This is a genomic window from Acinetobacter sp. SWBY1, from assembly GCF_002946595.1.
GTDB classification, from domain to species: Bacteria; Pseudomonadota; Gammaproteobacteria; order Pseudomonadales; family Moraxellaceae; genus Acinetobacter; species Acinetobacter towneri.
On the sequence record NZ_CP026616.1, the window covers coordinates 1,042,965 to 1,058,054 of the forward strand.

The window sequence follows — 15,090 nt, forward strand, 5'->3', positions numbered from 1 at the left end:
TCCGCCTTGCTCAATATCAACTAATCAAAGCACCTCAAATTCAATACGTCGATTTTTCTTACGTCCTTGTGGCGTTGTATTGTCTGCGACAGGCTGATTAGAACCTTGACCTTCGGTGCTTAAATGCGTTGCCGTAATACCTTTATCGACCAAGTAATTTTTTACCACTTCTGCACGTGATTGGCTTAACACTATATTTTTATGCGCGTCGCCCGAACTGTCTGTATGTCCAACAATTTTCACTTTTTTGGTGCCAACTTGCTTCAATGCCACAACCATTTCATCCAGAATTTTTTGACCTGCATCAGTTAAAATCGCACTACCCGATTCAAACTCAATAATCCTGTTTTTGAGCGTAGCATCCAGCATCTTTTGTTCATACTGATTCCCTGAAAGCTGCGTGTTTAAACGATAAGGCTGCTGTACCAAAGCCTGAAAGTTTGCTGTCGTAGCTTGAATTTGATGAGCAGCACTCACCTTTCCTATCAAATCAATTTGAGTCCCTTTCACACGTAACTGCCCTTGAGAAATCTTTTTTAACTCTGCTGTAATCATACGAGTGACTGAATCATCCCAACCATTCGGTGCAGCAACTGCACGGACTTGAATTTTATCTAACACCTGCGATTCACCATACACAGCTTGCATTTTCGCCAAAATGGCTTGTTTACTTGCTTCGTTTGGCACCACACCTTCTATAACAATGGGCGCTGCATAGATCAAATGACTTTGGATTAAAAAACACAAGCCAATAAGTAGACTTACGCGAATACGTTTTTGATTATTTTTCATATTTATTTATCTAAAAAAGTTTGCCTAAACAGCTTCAAGGCTTGGTTAAGATTTAACTGCCGCTGACAAAGTAATTGTTCCAATGTTGCAAGACCTGCATTTTGTTCTAAATAAGCATCAATCCAAGTGGCTTGAATTAAAGAAACCCAATGTTCACCCTGCATATTTTGAATAAATAGATCGCGCAGCGTCATGACATCAGCCCCCTGAAAATCAATGATCAAAATGGGTGCCTCAAAATGTAGTATCCCCAGCAAAATTTCAGTATGATGCGCGCCTAAAAACCGCCCGATCATGCCCATCCAAAATGCTGCGATTTCAAAGCAATATCGCGGATGATTCAGCGGTAAAATCATCACTTTGTTTAAACGACGAGTGCCATTTTTGAGGACGGGTTGCAGTAAAAGTCCCAACCCAATCATACTCTGAGCCAAGTCATTGACACTGATTTTCATTAATTGTGCCAATGAATGCGTGCTGTGTTTTTCATAAAAGTCTTGGTATTCTTCTGCACTCAAAAGTTGAACCCTATTCGGCAATTGATTCAACAGTTCAAATGGGCTTTGTTGCACAAAGCTATTCTTGAAGGCTTCTTCAGTAATATAATTTCCAGATGAAGAAGCCTACACCTAAAATCTATCGTACAACCAATTGGTCCTCGTATAACCAAGCTTTAATCAAGCGAGGAAATATTTCAATCTGGTTTGATCCTAAGACGCAATGGTATGCACAACCACAAGGCAAGCAAGGACGAAATCAAACTTATTCCGATACAGCGATTCAATGCTGTTTAATGATCAAATCTCTATTCCGTCTTTCTTTACGTATGGTTACTGGCTTTGTTCAAAGCCTGATTAAACTCTGTGGCTTGAATTGGACAGCACCAGATTACTCCACCCTTTGTAGACGACAAAAGCATATTGATATTGCGATAAGCTATCAGAAAAGTCATGATGGGTTACACCTACTTGTCGACTCTACGGGTTTAAAGTTTTTAGGTGAAGGCGAATGGAAGCGTAAAAAACATCAGCCTGAATACCGTCGGCAATGGCGTAAACTGCATATTGGTATAGATGCTGAAACACTGCAAATACGTGCCGTTCAGCTTACTACAAATAATGTCAGTGATTCACAAGTACTAGGTGATTTACTGGATCAAATTCCACTAGATGAGCGAATAGATTCTGTCTATACCGATGGCGCGTACGACACGAAGTGCTGCAGAAAAGTGATTTCAGATCGTCAAGCACATGCAGTAATTCCACCCAGAAAGAATGCCAAGCCCTGGAAAGATTCTAAAATAAGTTCAATAGAACGAAATGAGTTACTTCAAACGGTTAAACATTTAGGTAGAACCCTATGGAAAAAATGGTCGGGTTATCACCGTCGTAGTTTGGTGGAAACCAAGATGCATTGCATCAAATTATTAGGTGATAGGCTGACGGCAAGACATTTTCAAAGTCAGGTCAATGAAATTCATGCGCGTGTGGCAGTTCTGAATAGATTTACGGAATTAGGTAGACCTCGCACCCAAGTTGTGTCTTAAATTTGAATGGATTGGGGAGAACTCAGCTTTTGAATGTTTATGCAACAAAGCCTTAATAATATAATAAGTTTCAGCATTTAAGGTCTGTTTCATAATACATACCAACTGCCCCAATACTGAGATGGAGAATGGCCGTTTTACAGGTTCATTTGACATATTTGAACGTGTGCTTGATGGCGTAGGTTTAAAATTCGAAGTGAATAAAAAAAGTTTAACTTGCCCCAATGGAATGAAATTTAAGAAATATTTACAGAATATGATGAATAAAATCGGTGACATTCATAATATCTATTCTTATAACCGATATAAAAAATGGTGCAGAAAATCTGCACCATTTAATACAAAGCTTTAAGGTGTAGTCGTAGGTCTTAACAAATCTCTGAGCTGCCCAGCTTTATTCATTACCGCATCTGCAACATTTCTATGTGTAGAGTTTTGATTGAGCTTTTCTGTGCCATGCGTGTCATTCTGCGTTAAAGTTTCAGTCGCTTGACGAACAGTCCCTCGCGTTCTTGTCCCTGAATATGCATTCCTGTTGTCTTTAATCTGACGCAGGTCACTCGAGTCGGCACTACCTTCTCCGCCTAATTCAAAGCCAGATTTGCTGTCTTTCTTGGTCGTCGATGTCACCTGAACCGCAGAAGTGTTCGTTTTATTAATCGAATTATCTTCAACCGCTTTACCATCACTGCCCACAGACTTAAATTTGACATTTTCCATGCTTAATGTCGGCTTAGATGAAGCTGCATCCCCAGAAGCCGCTGGCTGGACCGTGACAGGGGCACCTAGAAGCGCATTGTCATTCGAAGATTCTATAGCCGGTATATTCACTTCAGTTTGCTTGGCAATAATCACTGGTGCGCCATTATGGATAATGGCTTTACCATCTGCATTTCTGGCCAGTTCCGGTGCAGAAACTAACTGTGAAGCAGACGCCAGACTCACTGGGCTTGCTCCTGCCTCATTTAATGTCAGCGGTGCAGTCGCAGGCCCTGGTGCACTGACCTCAAAACGATTAGCCGTAATTTCAGAGCCGGTATAGGTTGTAGAATTTGATTTAGCAATGTCAAAATTGGCAGAAACACCGCCTGATTTATGGGTGGTATCAGTTACTGTATTGCCATCAGCTTTCGTCACTTCCCGTTTTACATTTTCCCTAGCTTTCGTACTCTTTTGCGCATTTTCAAAACCTACCCCAACACCAAAACCGGTTGAATTGCTGGTGCTGGTGCTCTCGGCAGAGGTAAATGTCGTGCTGTTCGCCTGAACAGAGACATTGTTACCCGTTAATGCCGTGCCTTCAAAATTTGCTTCGTTTGCTCTGACCGTAATATTTCCAGCTGCATTTAGGCCACCGACAACTGCCGTAGATGACTTGGCATTGCTTTTGTTTTGACCATATTCAGCGCCCAGCTCTATATCTGGCACACCTTTTAAATCCATACCCACTTTCACATTGACATCGACATTACGGCTCGTAGAACTGGATTCATGCGTGTCATGCACAGCGTTATAAGTCAGTTTAGATGCCTCTAAATTGATGTCGCCGCCAGTAGAATTAAACTGCGTGCCGTTTAGCTGTGTTTCACCGCTGGAAATTGAGGTGATATTTCCACTTGATGTAAATGACGAACTTCTTGCCTGCGTATCTTTGCTATCAACTTTCGACGACTCCATACTGTATTGCGCAGAAACACCTGCTGCCACTTTAGTACTTTTGGTACCAGATGAGGCGCTTGACTCTCTTGCACCGCTGGATTGATTACCCGTGCTAGTAGACGCTGTAGCACCTAAGCTCGCTTGCGCTGAAACATTCGCACTCGCCCCGGCCTCAGCATACAAGCCTAGTCGAGCCTCATGCGACTGGCTGCTACTGTGGAATGTCTGGCTGTCATGTACAGCTTCATCTTTAATGGTTGCTGCACTTTGATATATGCTGCCAGCATTGACTTGAGTCGCCTGGTCCAGAATTTCATTTTCAGCAATACGAACAAAACTGCCGCTCGCTTTAAAGTTATTCCCTTTATTCGTCACGGTATCATAGGACTGCTCATTGTTTTCAATGGCCGTTCTTAAACCTGCACCTGCTTCTGCAGATACGCCTGCCGATGCAGATGCGCCTGCGCTGAGCGGATTGATGTTGGTTGCATCTGCCGAAGCACCAGCCTGTGCGCCGGCTTGAGCCGAGACACTGCCGCTGAGATAAATCCCGGCCAATTTGCTTGAACTGCTACTGGTTTCGCTATAGGTATCCTGTACAGCCAGGTTTTTAATGTTTTTGGCCTCAATTCTTAAAGCTGCAGGAGCACCCGCAGGATTACCATCTTTATCCCATTGTCCAGCCTGCACATCAGCACCCTGAAAAGTTGCTGTATCTGTCACCTTGATGAGCATATCTGAACCAGATTTCAGGCTTGAATTGGTATGTGTCAAGCTGTTCATGGTTTCATTCTGATGTTCCGTCTTCGCGCCAAAGGTAACAGTCGAGTTGGCTTGCGCGCTGGCGCCTGCATTGACACCCAAGGATGCACCATTGACACCCACCTTGCCACCGGCTTGTGCTCCTGCTTGAGCACTAGCATCTCCTTCTGCAAAAATACCTACAGAAGTACGTTTCACATCACGCGAAGCATAGCTGGTATTTTTGCCAGCTTCGACCAGCAAATCTTTAGCAGAAATTGCCAGTTTACCATCCACATCAACATTTGAGCCTATGACATTCACGGTGTTGTCAGACATGATGGCTAAATTGCCTGCCGATACAATATTAGATGCAACACTGGTGCTAGAACCGCTTTTTTCTACAGTTTTCGTAGTTTCTGAAATTTTCAGTGCAGCTTCGCCTTTAGCCGATGCTGAAACACCTGCTTGCGCATTTACAGAAAGTTTGGTTTTTTTCGCGCTTGCACTGGCCTCAGCTTGGGCATTTGGTTCATCTTGCGTAGATTCACCATACATATTCTGCGTTGTATTGCCGTCGAAATTGCCTTTTTTATCTTTTTGAATATTATCCGCAGCAGCCCCATAAATTGGTTCATTATTGCTTGAACTACCTTTAGTAGACTTCAAATATGTCTGGGTCGTCGTGGTTTTCTCATGGCGTTCTTCATCTTTACCATCCAGAATATCCACACCGGCTTTTCCTCGAATTAGGCTGGTGCTGGCTTTGTCACGTATGCCAATATTTGAACCTTCAATAATCGCCTTGCCTTCCGAGTCGACAATGAGACTGCCCACGCTCAGATTACTGGCTTTATTGGTGCCTTTGAAATCTGTTGTTTCAACAGTTTCTTTACCCCAAATACCACCGCCGACACCTAAGCCTGAACGCGATGTTGAAGTTTTGGTTTCAGTTGTATCCTGATCTGCCAGCAATTTAAAGTCACCGCCAGTTTTCACATACATTAAACCACCAGCCGTAACATCACTGCCTTTAATGGTCGTATCTTTACCGCTTTCCATAACCATATTGCCGCCCGCTTCTAACACCGAGCCCATGTTAGTGACTGAACTGGTCGAACTGCGGCCATTTTTAATACTTTTTGAAGAAGCTTCGGCATCCTGAATAGACAGGATATTAATATTTTCGCCAGCCTTCAGCGCCAGTGTTTCACCAGCCTTCAGCTTGGCACCAATATTATTGATATCTTTTGCTGCGTCCATAACCAGTGCACCATCACTGACAATACCGGATACTGCACCAATTGACGTTTTACGGTCTGAATCACTACCAGAAGTTTGCACTTCGGTAATATTGTTGATTGAACCTTCTTTAGAAGTTAGGAATACATTGCCACCTTTAATCTGCGCACCAATATTGTTGATATCCTTTTTGGCATCCACAACCACAGTGCCGCCGCGAATGGCCGCATTTTTATTGTCTAAAGATTCAACATCTAAATAGGTCAGAGTTTTACCTTCAATCACTGCACCTGAAGTACTGATACTGTCCACAGTCGCCTTGCTGAGATAAACCTGCGGTACCAATACTTTTTGACCAGCGACTTCAGTTGCTACCATCCAAACGATGTCTTGTTTCAAGTTGCCGATTTGCTCTGGCGTTAAAGCTGTACCATATTTCAAACCTAAAGTAGATTTCTGGTCAGATGCCTGATCAAATAGTTTTTGCATTTGGTCGGCCATAGAGCTGTTGGCATAAAGTACGGCTGTACCTAATGATGAAATCAGCTGCTGCTGCACCAGATTCATTTCATAGCCATTATCGCCCAGGCGTTTCATCAGCTGGTCTGGATTAATGCCCAATTTTTCCTGAAGATAATCTGAACCGATGACATTTGAATTTTCCCCATATAACGGGTTCGATTCGACTAAATATTTTGAATTTGGATTTTTGGTGATGATGTACTGACCATAGTCGGAAACTGGCAATGATAAATTGACAGCAGGTGATTGAGAAATAGGATTCACAGCCTGTATACGTACATCTTCTGTATACTTTGTAGTGTCCACTTGTTTTTTAGGCGTTTCAACATCCGTTCCGTCTTGCGGCGCATCAGCATTTTCTTTTTTATCTTCCGCCGGCTTGTCTATTTGACATGTCAAACCGAGATTTTCACATAATTTCTTATCATTATTTAAAGCCAAATGATTAAGATTGCTTTCAGATTCATTGGTCAGGTTTTTTGCTTTTATAAGAACCGTGTTACCCGTAACTGTTGCCTTAGACTGCGCTGTATTACTTTGCACATTTTGAGGAACCAATGCTTTATAGCCATCAGATTTGACCTTATTCCGAATCGCATCAATTACATTTTTGACATTATAAGTAACCGTATACTTATCCCCTGATCTATCCGTCACAGTCGTGTACTTATCCATATTGGTATCACGATAAGAATAATAAATCCCTGATAGATTCTTTATTGCATCAATATAATTATTTGAGCGATTGAAATCACCATCATCATCAATATTGCTTAATTGAATTGTGCCTGGATTTTTTGAATCTAATGAAACAACTGCTCCAGCCCTGTTGCTATGATCAGTTAACAATAAATATTTTAACTCAAACAATTTGTCACGGTATAAATCAATGGATTGATTGGTAAAATTATTAGGTCCATCTATATTAACCATTCCAGCGCCATTACCCGCGGCATAAATTTTACCGCCTATGTTTTTCGAATCATCTACATAGTTAATAGTAATATTACCGTTATTTGCACCGATTTTGGCTTGGCCTATATCTCCATTTAGGTAGTTTTTGATTGTGTCATAGTTAGTTTCAGTACCGGCCTTCACATCTGTGCTCTTTTTCCAGGTCTCCGTCACTACACTGGCTTGCACACCATCATCACCGCCGCCTTTAATTGCAACTTGAGTGGTATAAATAACTGTATTGCTCGCACTATCATTAAAAGATTCATGGCCCCAGTCATTATCACTGGTTAGGTACATCTTCGGTGTGTTCCACGTTTCAGTAATATTAATTTTATCGCCATAATAGGTCCGTTCATTCAAGAACTTTCCGCTCAGCGCTAAATTAATATCGCCATTATTGACTAAAACATTATAATTATTTTCAAAATCATGTCCGTAAACTTCTATCCCATTTCCAGCCTGCAAATTGCCACCAGAAACCTGAGACTGATTACTGTTCATTTTATTATAAACATTGGTTTTCTTGCTGTTTTCATTACCCAGCACCAGATATGCAGCAGCATAAACATCACCAAAGTTGGTGATGGTATTTACATCACTGCGTTGAGTATTGATCAACAAATTATTTAAAGAAATAATGCCTGACTTTGCAGCATTGGTTAAAGCTGCCGTATCAATAAACAAGGAACCGGCAGAATGAATCAGCTTGTTATTTACCAGCTTGGTTTCGGCTGCAATTTTAGACACACCCGAGGTTTTGATCTGATTGTTATTGGTTAAGCTATTTGCATTCAGATCAGAATCATACAGGTTCACGTCTCCAGTACTGCTGTTGGTAAACTCTGCTTTGGCATTGACAGCTGCACTGTTCATCGCATTCAGCTTACCGGTATGCTGATAATTATTCGAAAAATTCAGTGTCGCAGCATCAACATTGAGCGTACCACCACTATTATCTAATTTTGTAAAGTTGATTGAGGTTTTTAGTGGTACCGAGCCATTTCCTTGAACATAAATTTCACCGGCATTTTTTGAAACTAAACCTGTCTGGTTAAAACTTGCGTTATTGCCCAAATATAAATATGCACCTGAATTGTTTATCAGGTCTGCTACCGAAATTTCAGACAGACTGTCTGAAGCGTTTAAATTCACATAAACATCACCTGAGTTATTCAAACTACTCAAGTTTTTTGCATTTAACGAGTTATAAAGATATATACCGGTATTAGATAATGCTTTCCCGGTATTGGTCAATGTTGTTTGCAAAGAAGTCTTGCCTTCAATCACTGCCGAATCTGCAGAAATTTGTCCAGCATTGACAATTTCATCTGTCTTTAACAGCAGATTATTGGTACTGATAATTCCTTTATTGCCATTTAACAGCTGCTGTGCGGTTAAATTCACGGCGCCAGCATTTTGATTATTTACCGTGTAAATATAGCCCGTGTTGTCAATCTTATCTGATACGGTTAAATCTGCTTGATTCGCTGCATAGATTTCTCCGCTATTGATGATATTACTGTCTGCTTTTTTAGCTGCATTAATTTGTAAAGTACTGCCAATAATGCTTGCACTGTTATTCACCTCAGATGCGCTGATGTTAACAGCAGAAGCATTTAATTTGCCGGCATTGCCTAGTGACTGTGTATCAATCGTCAGCTGGTTTCCAGCCGAAAGCGAACCATTATTCACTGTATTTATTTGCGCAGCGTCTAATAACAGACTGCCCATCGCAGTAACAGTACCCTGGTTATTAAAATCTGTACCGTTTATATGCAGGTTCAGGTTTTTGTTGCCGGCAAGAATTGAATTCTGAGCGTTGGTCAAGGCTGCTGTGTTTAGCTCTAAATCCTGATTGGAAATGAGTTTGCCGCTATTGTTTACGCTATCCAGCGTACTCAGTTCAAATTTGTCTGAAATCAGACTGCCTTGGTTATTTAATTTTTTCAGCTGGGCTTTGGTGAGCTGCTGTGTATTTACTGCACCTGTATTGTTTAAAGTATCTGCGGTAATGCTTAAATCGCCTACCGTGGTGACCAAAGCACCAGCCGCGATATTGAGGTTTTTCTGGGCTGAAATCGTCTGAGTTTGCGCATAAGTTTTGCCCTGCAAATCAATATCTGCATTTTTAGACTGTAATGCAATCGAACCGTTGCTTTCCAGCTGCGCCGTAGTACCTGCTTTCAGATTATTCACTGAAATTGCAGAGATTGAATTTTCTGCACCTGCATAGCCATCAAGCTGTATTGCATCTGCTGAAAGCTCAATGCTGTCCGAGCTAAACAGCTTTGCCTGGCTATCTACAGTCAGCTGCTGCACTGCATTTGCATTCAGTTTAGCTCCAGCCTGTACTGCGCCAGTTAAATTTATAGCATTTGCATTCAGCAGCAAATTATTTTGTGCATAGACAGCACCAGCCTGCTGCAGGGAATTTAAAGCGGTTAGGGTTAAATTGCCCGCTTCCCATAAACCTTTTAAGTTTAGGTCTTTGGCATTTACCGTATTTAAATTCTGAACAGAAACAAGGGTATTATTACCGCTGTTCAAGGTCCCGCTAATATTTAAATTGGCTGCTGAACTATATAGCTGGCCCAAAAGGTCAGCATTAGATGCTGTAATAGCTGTATTGTTTTGACTGACGATCAGACCATTTTCATCTAGAGTGAACTGCTGAACCTGAATATCGGTATTTGCAGCCGAGGTTTGTGCACTAAAGGACAACTGATTAGCTTTCAGATCTAAAGCATTACCGGCTTTCAGTTTGCCACCAGCCAGTTCCATATTGCTATTGGCAGTATTTAAAACGATATTATTTTGGACTTCTGCATCTGTATTTTTAAATTTTAAGTCTTGCGCGGTTTGAATATTTAAATTTTGAGCCGACTTCAGCTGTGAATCCTGCGCGGTGAATGCATTGGATTTCATTTGCAAGTCAGCTGCATCAATAGCTGTATTTTGCAACGCAATATCTGCATTGGCATTTAATTTCAACGCATCTTTGGCCTGAATTTTGGCACTATTAGCGTTAAATGCCTGACTTTGAAGATCAAGCGTGCTGCCAGCATATAGCGTACCACCTGCAACATCCACATTGAACTTTTGCGCATTCACATCACCAATTGCAATGCTGTTTGCTGTTAATCCGCCTTGAATATTTAATTTTTGCTGCTGTGCAGAGCTGTTCTGTATATCAATTGCCTGTTTGGCATTAATTTTATTATTCAGCTGAATATCACCGGCGGCACTCAAGGTGAAGTCTGCAGCGCTGGCAGCCGCATCACCCGCCATACGCACGCCAACACCCTGTTCAGTAGAAATCAGGCTAATGCGATTTGCATAAAGACCTCCCAACAGGGTTGAATCAATAGCATATTGCCCAGCAGCATCTGTACCTGCAATCGCTGTGGCTTTACCGGTAGCATAGTCATAAGCATTTGCCCCGGTCACCGCTTCCAGTTGTTGTGCATTGACTTGTCCATCAATATTTAGGTTTCTGGACAGCAAACGAAGTAGGCCAGTGCTGTTGGCATTCAAACCATTATCTGCAATAGAAATATTGCCTTGTGTAATGTTAAAACCGGTAATTTTTCCGTCAGGGCTAAACTTTGGGGTGCCTGTAGTTAATGTCGCTCTGTCTGTATTAATAAAACCGCAGCCAGAACAGGTTATCCCGTATGGGTTCGCCAAGATCACATCCGCTTTGGCGCCAGCAACTTCTATATAACCATTTAATGCAGAACGGTTTGCGCCTGTGACTTCGTTCAAAATCACTTTGGCGCTGGTATTTAAATTGGCATTGGTCATGATTTTGCCAGCCAGTTCAGTCATGACTGACAGCTGGGTTGCTGATTGCGCAGCGTTATTTAAGACCTGACCAGTTTTATCTACGTTATAGTTTAGGTAGCGGTTATGCGAAATTCCGGCCGCATTGGCTGTCGCGATATCAATAATTTGCACACCGTTATTGGCATTGCGAACTTGCGTATTGGTATCACCTACAATCACTTCTGCCAAGCTTGACTGTACAAACAGCATGGCAGCCAGCGGTGTTAGTACCGCAAGAAAATGTGTTGTTCGTTCAGTCCCATTTTCAGCACCCGATTTGCTGCCTGCCGTTTTTTTGCCTTTTGAACTTACATTTTCAGCTACAACATCAAACGCATTTTTTGTTTTATTCCAAATTGTTTTATAAATATGGTTCATTTCCACATCTCCTTAAAATGTGAATGTGGTTGAAAAGAAGAAGTCCGTATCTGGTTTTTTCATAAAGTTTGGCTTCAAGACTGGCTGCGTAACAATCAGCTCAAGCGCAACATTTTTGAAATTAAACGCAGTACCTGCACTTACACCCGCCAGTTCCCCAACTTGGCTGGAATTTTCTTTGTTTTCCACTTTTCCGTAATCGAAACCGACATAATGGCGCGCAATCAGCGGACCATTGCTTAAGCTATAGACCTTGTTCAAATTCAGATCGTTTTTAAATGAGTAGCCGCTGTCACCGCTGAGTGAGCTTTGGTTAAAGCCGCGGACACTGTACAGGCTGCCAATGGAATATTGCTCTGAGCCATATAGCGTATCCAATGCATATTGGCCGGAAAAATTAGAAGAAAAACTGAAATTTTGCCCTAAAGCCTGAAATGGCTTGAAATAACTTAAACCGTAAGTCAATTTTTCAAATTGCGCTTTTGGCATTTCAGCAGGCAAATCTGCTGCATCTTCTAGTGCATTAAACAGTTTTAAACCGCGGCTGTAGCCGGCATTGGCATTGACTACACCAGTCAAAAGCATGTCGCTGTAACTTAAACCGATATCCAGTACCGACAGTTTTCGGCTACTGACATCCAACTTAATGTCTTCTAAAAATGCAGCCGTATCTTTATGGGTCAGACCAATATTTGCTCGCAGCTGGTTGTTGAATCCCCTATAAAGCAAACTATCTAAACGTACTGTATAGGTATTGGTCTCACCGCTTGAATGCAGCTGGTTAAACTGAGTCTGTAATGTTGAGTCATATTCCGAACGCGAAGCATTCAGACTTAAGGTTTGATAACCTAATGGCACGGCATAAAAAACACTGCTGGAAAATGAATCCTGACGATTGTTATTAAATGGCAAAGAACGGTTATAAGAAAGATTCAGTAAATCATTCAAGCCAAAAATATTGTCTATGCCTACGCCCAAAGCCGCCTGATTGCGTCCGGTTGAATCCTGCCCTTTGTTGTCATAACTAAAATAGCCGTTCCAGCGTTTTGAAGGTTCATTGTCAAATACCACAATACTTTCACCGGTTTTCTCACCTGGATAAATATTCATGGTGGCATTGTTGGATTGAAGCTTGTTAATTTGATCCAGTGCCTGTTCTAAATCTCTTAAATTTAGCGGCTTGCCTTCAGCCCCAATAATGGCTGTTTTTAATGACATGGTACCTTTAGCGCGTTCAGTCAGCTGTAACTGGCTTAATTTTCCTTCCTCAACACGCAGCTTAAGTGTCCCTGCTTTCAGGTCCTGTTCAGGCAGATAAAAACGTGCAGCTGCATAACCTTTGCTTAAATATAGCGCGGTCAATTTCCCCATAATTTCTTCAATGCGTTGTGCATCTATGCAGCTATTTTCATAGGGCTGTGTGACTTTGCGGATTTCACGCTGCGCAATTACGGCAGCTCCCTCTACATGAATTGCGGTAATATTTAAACATGGCCCTTTTTCTATGTTTTTAGACTCGGGCGGTGCAATTTCAATACGTGAAGGCGGTTTGGCAGATTGAAGCAGCTGTTCCTGCTCATAACGCAAGCGGTCTTGCTGATTCTGTTGGATCCGTTCATTTTCTTTATTAGCAAGCTCTATTTCAGGTGTGGCTGCGTAAGCCCCTTGCATAATCCCAAGAATAAGGGCACTAAGAAGTAATGGTTGTGAATAAAAATTCATTGCTGTCCCCAATTTGAACAATGATGGCTTCATTCATGATCTGAATTTTTCCATCAAATTATTGAGAGGACATTAACTGTAAATGCTTTATCTTTATATCACTGCAAATGGGTATATTTCAGGAAAACCCGATTAGCTGACAAAAGGGTAGGCATATTCTCTAATTGATTCAAAGCCGTAGTCACCAATCGAGCACCTGATGCGCCAAGCGGATGCCCCAAAGCAATCGCCCCACCATTAGGATTCACCCTTGGATCGAGATCTTTTAGCCCCAAATCCCGAGTACAAGCCAGAGTGAACCGTACCGGGTTTGTCGGAGACTTTTTTATTTAAGTTAGGCCACCTGACCTAACGGGTTAATCTTAAAATAGTACATTGCTTCAAACTCAAAAGGCGATACATAACCCAGTGCACTGTGTACACGCTTTTTATTGAACCAATCTACCCAGTTTAGTGTCGCAAGCTGTACATCTGCTAAACCTTGCCAATCTGCTTTTAAATATTCAATCATCTCTGTTTTGTATAAACCATTTACCGTTTCAGCCAAAGCATTATCATACGAATCACCAGTCGTGCCGACTGACGCTCGTAAATTTGCTGCTTCTAGACGATTGGTGTAGCAAATAGAGAGGTATTGCACACCTCTGTCTGGATGATGAATTACATTCTTTGGCATACCTCGATCATGCAATGCTTGCTCCAGTGCATCAAGTACCATATCTGTATTCATCCGTGTTGATACTTTCCATCCAACAATTGCTCACGAGAACACATCAATAATAAAGGCGGTGTAGACCCAGCCATAATTGGTTTGAATATAAGTAAAGTCACTGACCCATAATTGGTCAGATCGATCAGCACTAAAATTCCGTTTCACTAAATCATCTGCTCGTTTTTGATCATCTCGGCTGCGGGTAGTTTGTTCGTTCTTACCACGCCAAACACCTTGTATACCTAGCTTTTTCATTAATCGAGCAACAGTACAACGTGCGATAACATAACCTTCACGTTTCAATTGTTGCCAGACCTTACGCACACCATATCCACCTGAACTTTCTTTCCAAATTCGTTTAATTTGTTCAGCATGATGCTCATCATGTAGATCTCGTTTCGCTCGATGTTCTGGATTGTCAGCGAGATCTAAAGTTCGGTAATAGGTTGAAGCTGCGATCGGTAAAATCCTACAAATCGCATCAACACCATATAAGTCTTTATTGTTATGGATGAAATCCAACATTATTTGTGTGGGCGGTCGAGCTCCGCCTAGGCGAAAAAAGCGGCTGCTTTACGTAGAATTTCATTGGCACGCTTTAATTCTTTAATTTCACGTTCCATTTGCTTCATTTTTTCTTGATCAGATATCTGTTGTACTTTAATAGGATTTTGCTGATCTAAATGCTTTTTATGCCAAGCACGAAGTGTTTCAGGAGTACAACCAATCTTAGGCGCAATTGCTGTGATTGCAGCCCAAGTAGAAGGATAATCTTTTTCGGATTCAATCAATAATTGAACCGCTCTTTCTCTAATTTCGAGGGTATATTTTAATTTTGTCATCGGGACACTACGCTTCGCTACGTCTTGCGAAGCAATGCTTCTCATCTCAGAATATTGACTCTCCGACAAACACGGTATGGTTCAGTGATCGACACAGCAATGCACACAATACACAGCATCAGGTCACATTACCCCTGTGGTGTAGATCGGGC

At 41.7% G+C, this 15,090-nt stretch carries 4 protein-coding genes, 4 pseudogenes and 1 other annotated feature; of the genes and pseudogenes, 2 read left to right on the forward strand and 6 right to left on the reverse strand.

The window, feature by feature from the left end; genetic code table 11:
- Window positions 1-24: 24 nt before the first annotated feature.
- A complete protein-coding gene (locus tag C3Y93_RS05075; RefSeq protein ID WP_104852286.1) occupies window positions 25-792 on the reverse strand; it encodes an OmpA family protein in 768 nt (255 codons plus the stop codon).
- A 2-nt stretch (window positions 793-794) separates the two neighbouring features.
- Window positions 795-1,346: pseudogene (locus C3Y93_RS05080) on the reverse strand (type VI secretion system-associated protein TagF); the annotation flags it as partial.
- 59 nt (window positions 1,347-1,405) lie between these two features.
- Here C3Y93_RS05080 and C3Y93_RS05085 point away from each other — a divergent pair.
- Both C3Y93_RS05085 and C3Y93_RS14430 read left to right on the forward strand, forming a co-directional pair.
- Window positions 1,406-2,338 carry an IS5-like element ISAha3 family transposase gene (locus C3Y93_RS05085; protein ID WP_004812228.1) on the forward strand — a complete coding sequence of 311 codons (933 nt, stop codon included), beginning with the start codon at window positions 1,406-1,408 and terminating at the stop codon, window positions 2,336-2,338.
- 115 nt (window positions 2,339-2,453) lie between these two features.
- Window positions 2,454-2,578: pseudogene (locus C3Y93_RS14430) on the forward strand (transcriptional regulator); the annotation flags it as partial.
- Window positions 2,579-2,686: 108 nt separating this feature from the next.
- On the opposite strand, the gene C3Y93_RS05090 reads toward C3Y93_RS14430, so the two are convergent.
- The 4 genes and pseudogenes from C3Y93_RS05090 to C3Y93_RS05105 all read right to left on the reverse strand — a co-directional run bounded on the left by C3Y93_RS05090 (window position 2,687) and on the right by C3Y93_RS05105 (window position 14,938).
- Window positions 2,687-11,662, reverse strand: coding sequence for a hemagglutinin repeat-containing protein (locus tag C3Y93_RS05090; RefSeq protein WP_104852287.1), 8,976 nt, complete (start codon window positions 11,660-11,662; stop codon window positions 2,687-2,689).
- Between the two features lie 12 nt (window positions 11,663-11,674).
- Window positions 11,675-13,384 (reverse strand): ShlB/FhaC/HecB family hemolysin secretion/activation protein, encoded by a 1,710-nt coding sequence (locus C3Y93_RS05095; RefSeq protein ID WP_158660390.1) that lies wholly within the window; start codon window positions 13,382-13,384, stop codon window positions 11,675-11,677.
- Between the two features lie 158 nt (window positions 13,385-13,542).
- Window positions 13,543-13,677, reverse strand: a pseudogene (locus C3Y93_RS05100) (acetyl-CoA C-acyltransferase); the annotation flags it as partial.
- Window positions 13,678-13,718: 41 nt separating this feature from the next.
- A pseudogene (locus tag C3Y93_RS05105) lies at window positions 13,719-14,938 on the reverse strand (IS3 family transposase).
- Window positions 14,547-14,663, reverse strand: a sequence feature (AL1L pseudoknot). Its footprint overlaps the pseudogene before it by 117 nt.
- Window positions 14,939-15,090 lie beyond the last annotated feature (152 nt).

Excerpts from the sequence above, each read along its gene's own strand:
- C3Y93_RS05075 (WP_104852286.1), bottom strand. The coding sequence starts at position 792 with ATGAAAAATAATCAAAAACGTATTCGCGTAAGTCTACTTATTGGCTTG.
- C3Y93_RS05090 (WP_104852287.1), bottom strand. The coding sequence starts at position 11,662 with ATGAACCATATTTATAAAACAATTTGGAATAAAACAAAAAATGCGTTT.
- C3Y93_RS05095 (WP_158660390.1), bottom strand. The coding sequence starts at position 13,384 with ATGAATTTTTATTCACAACCATTACTTCTTAGTGCCCTTATTCTTGGG.
- C3Y93_RS05085 (WP_004812228.1), top strand. The coding sequence starts at position 1,406 with ATGAAGAAGCCTACACCTAAAATCTATCGTACAACCAATTGGTCCTCG.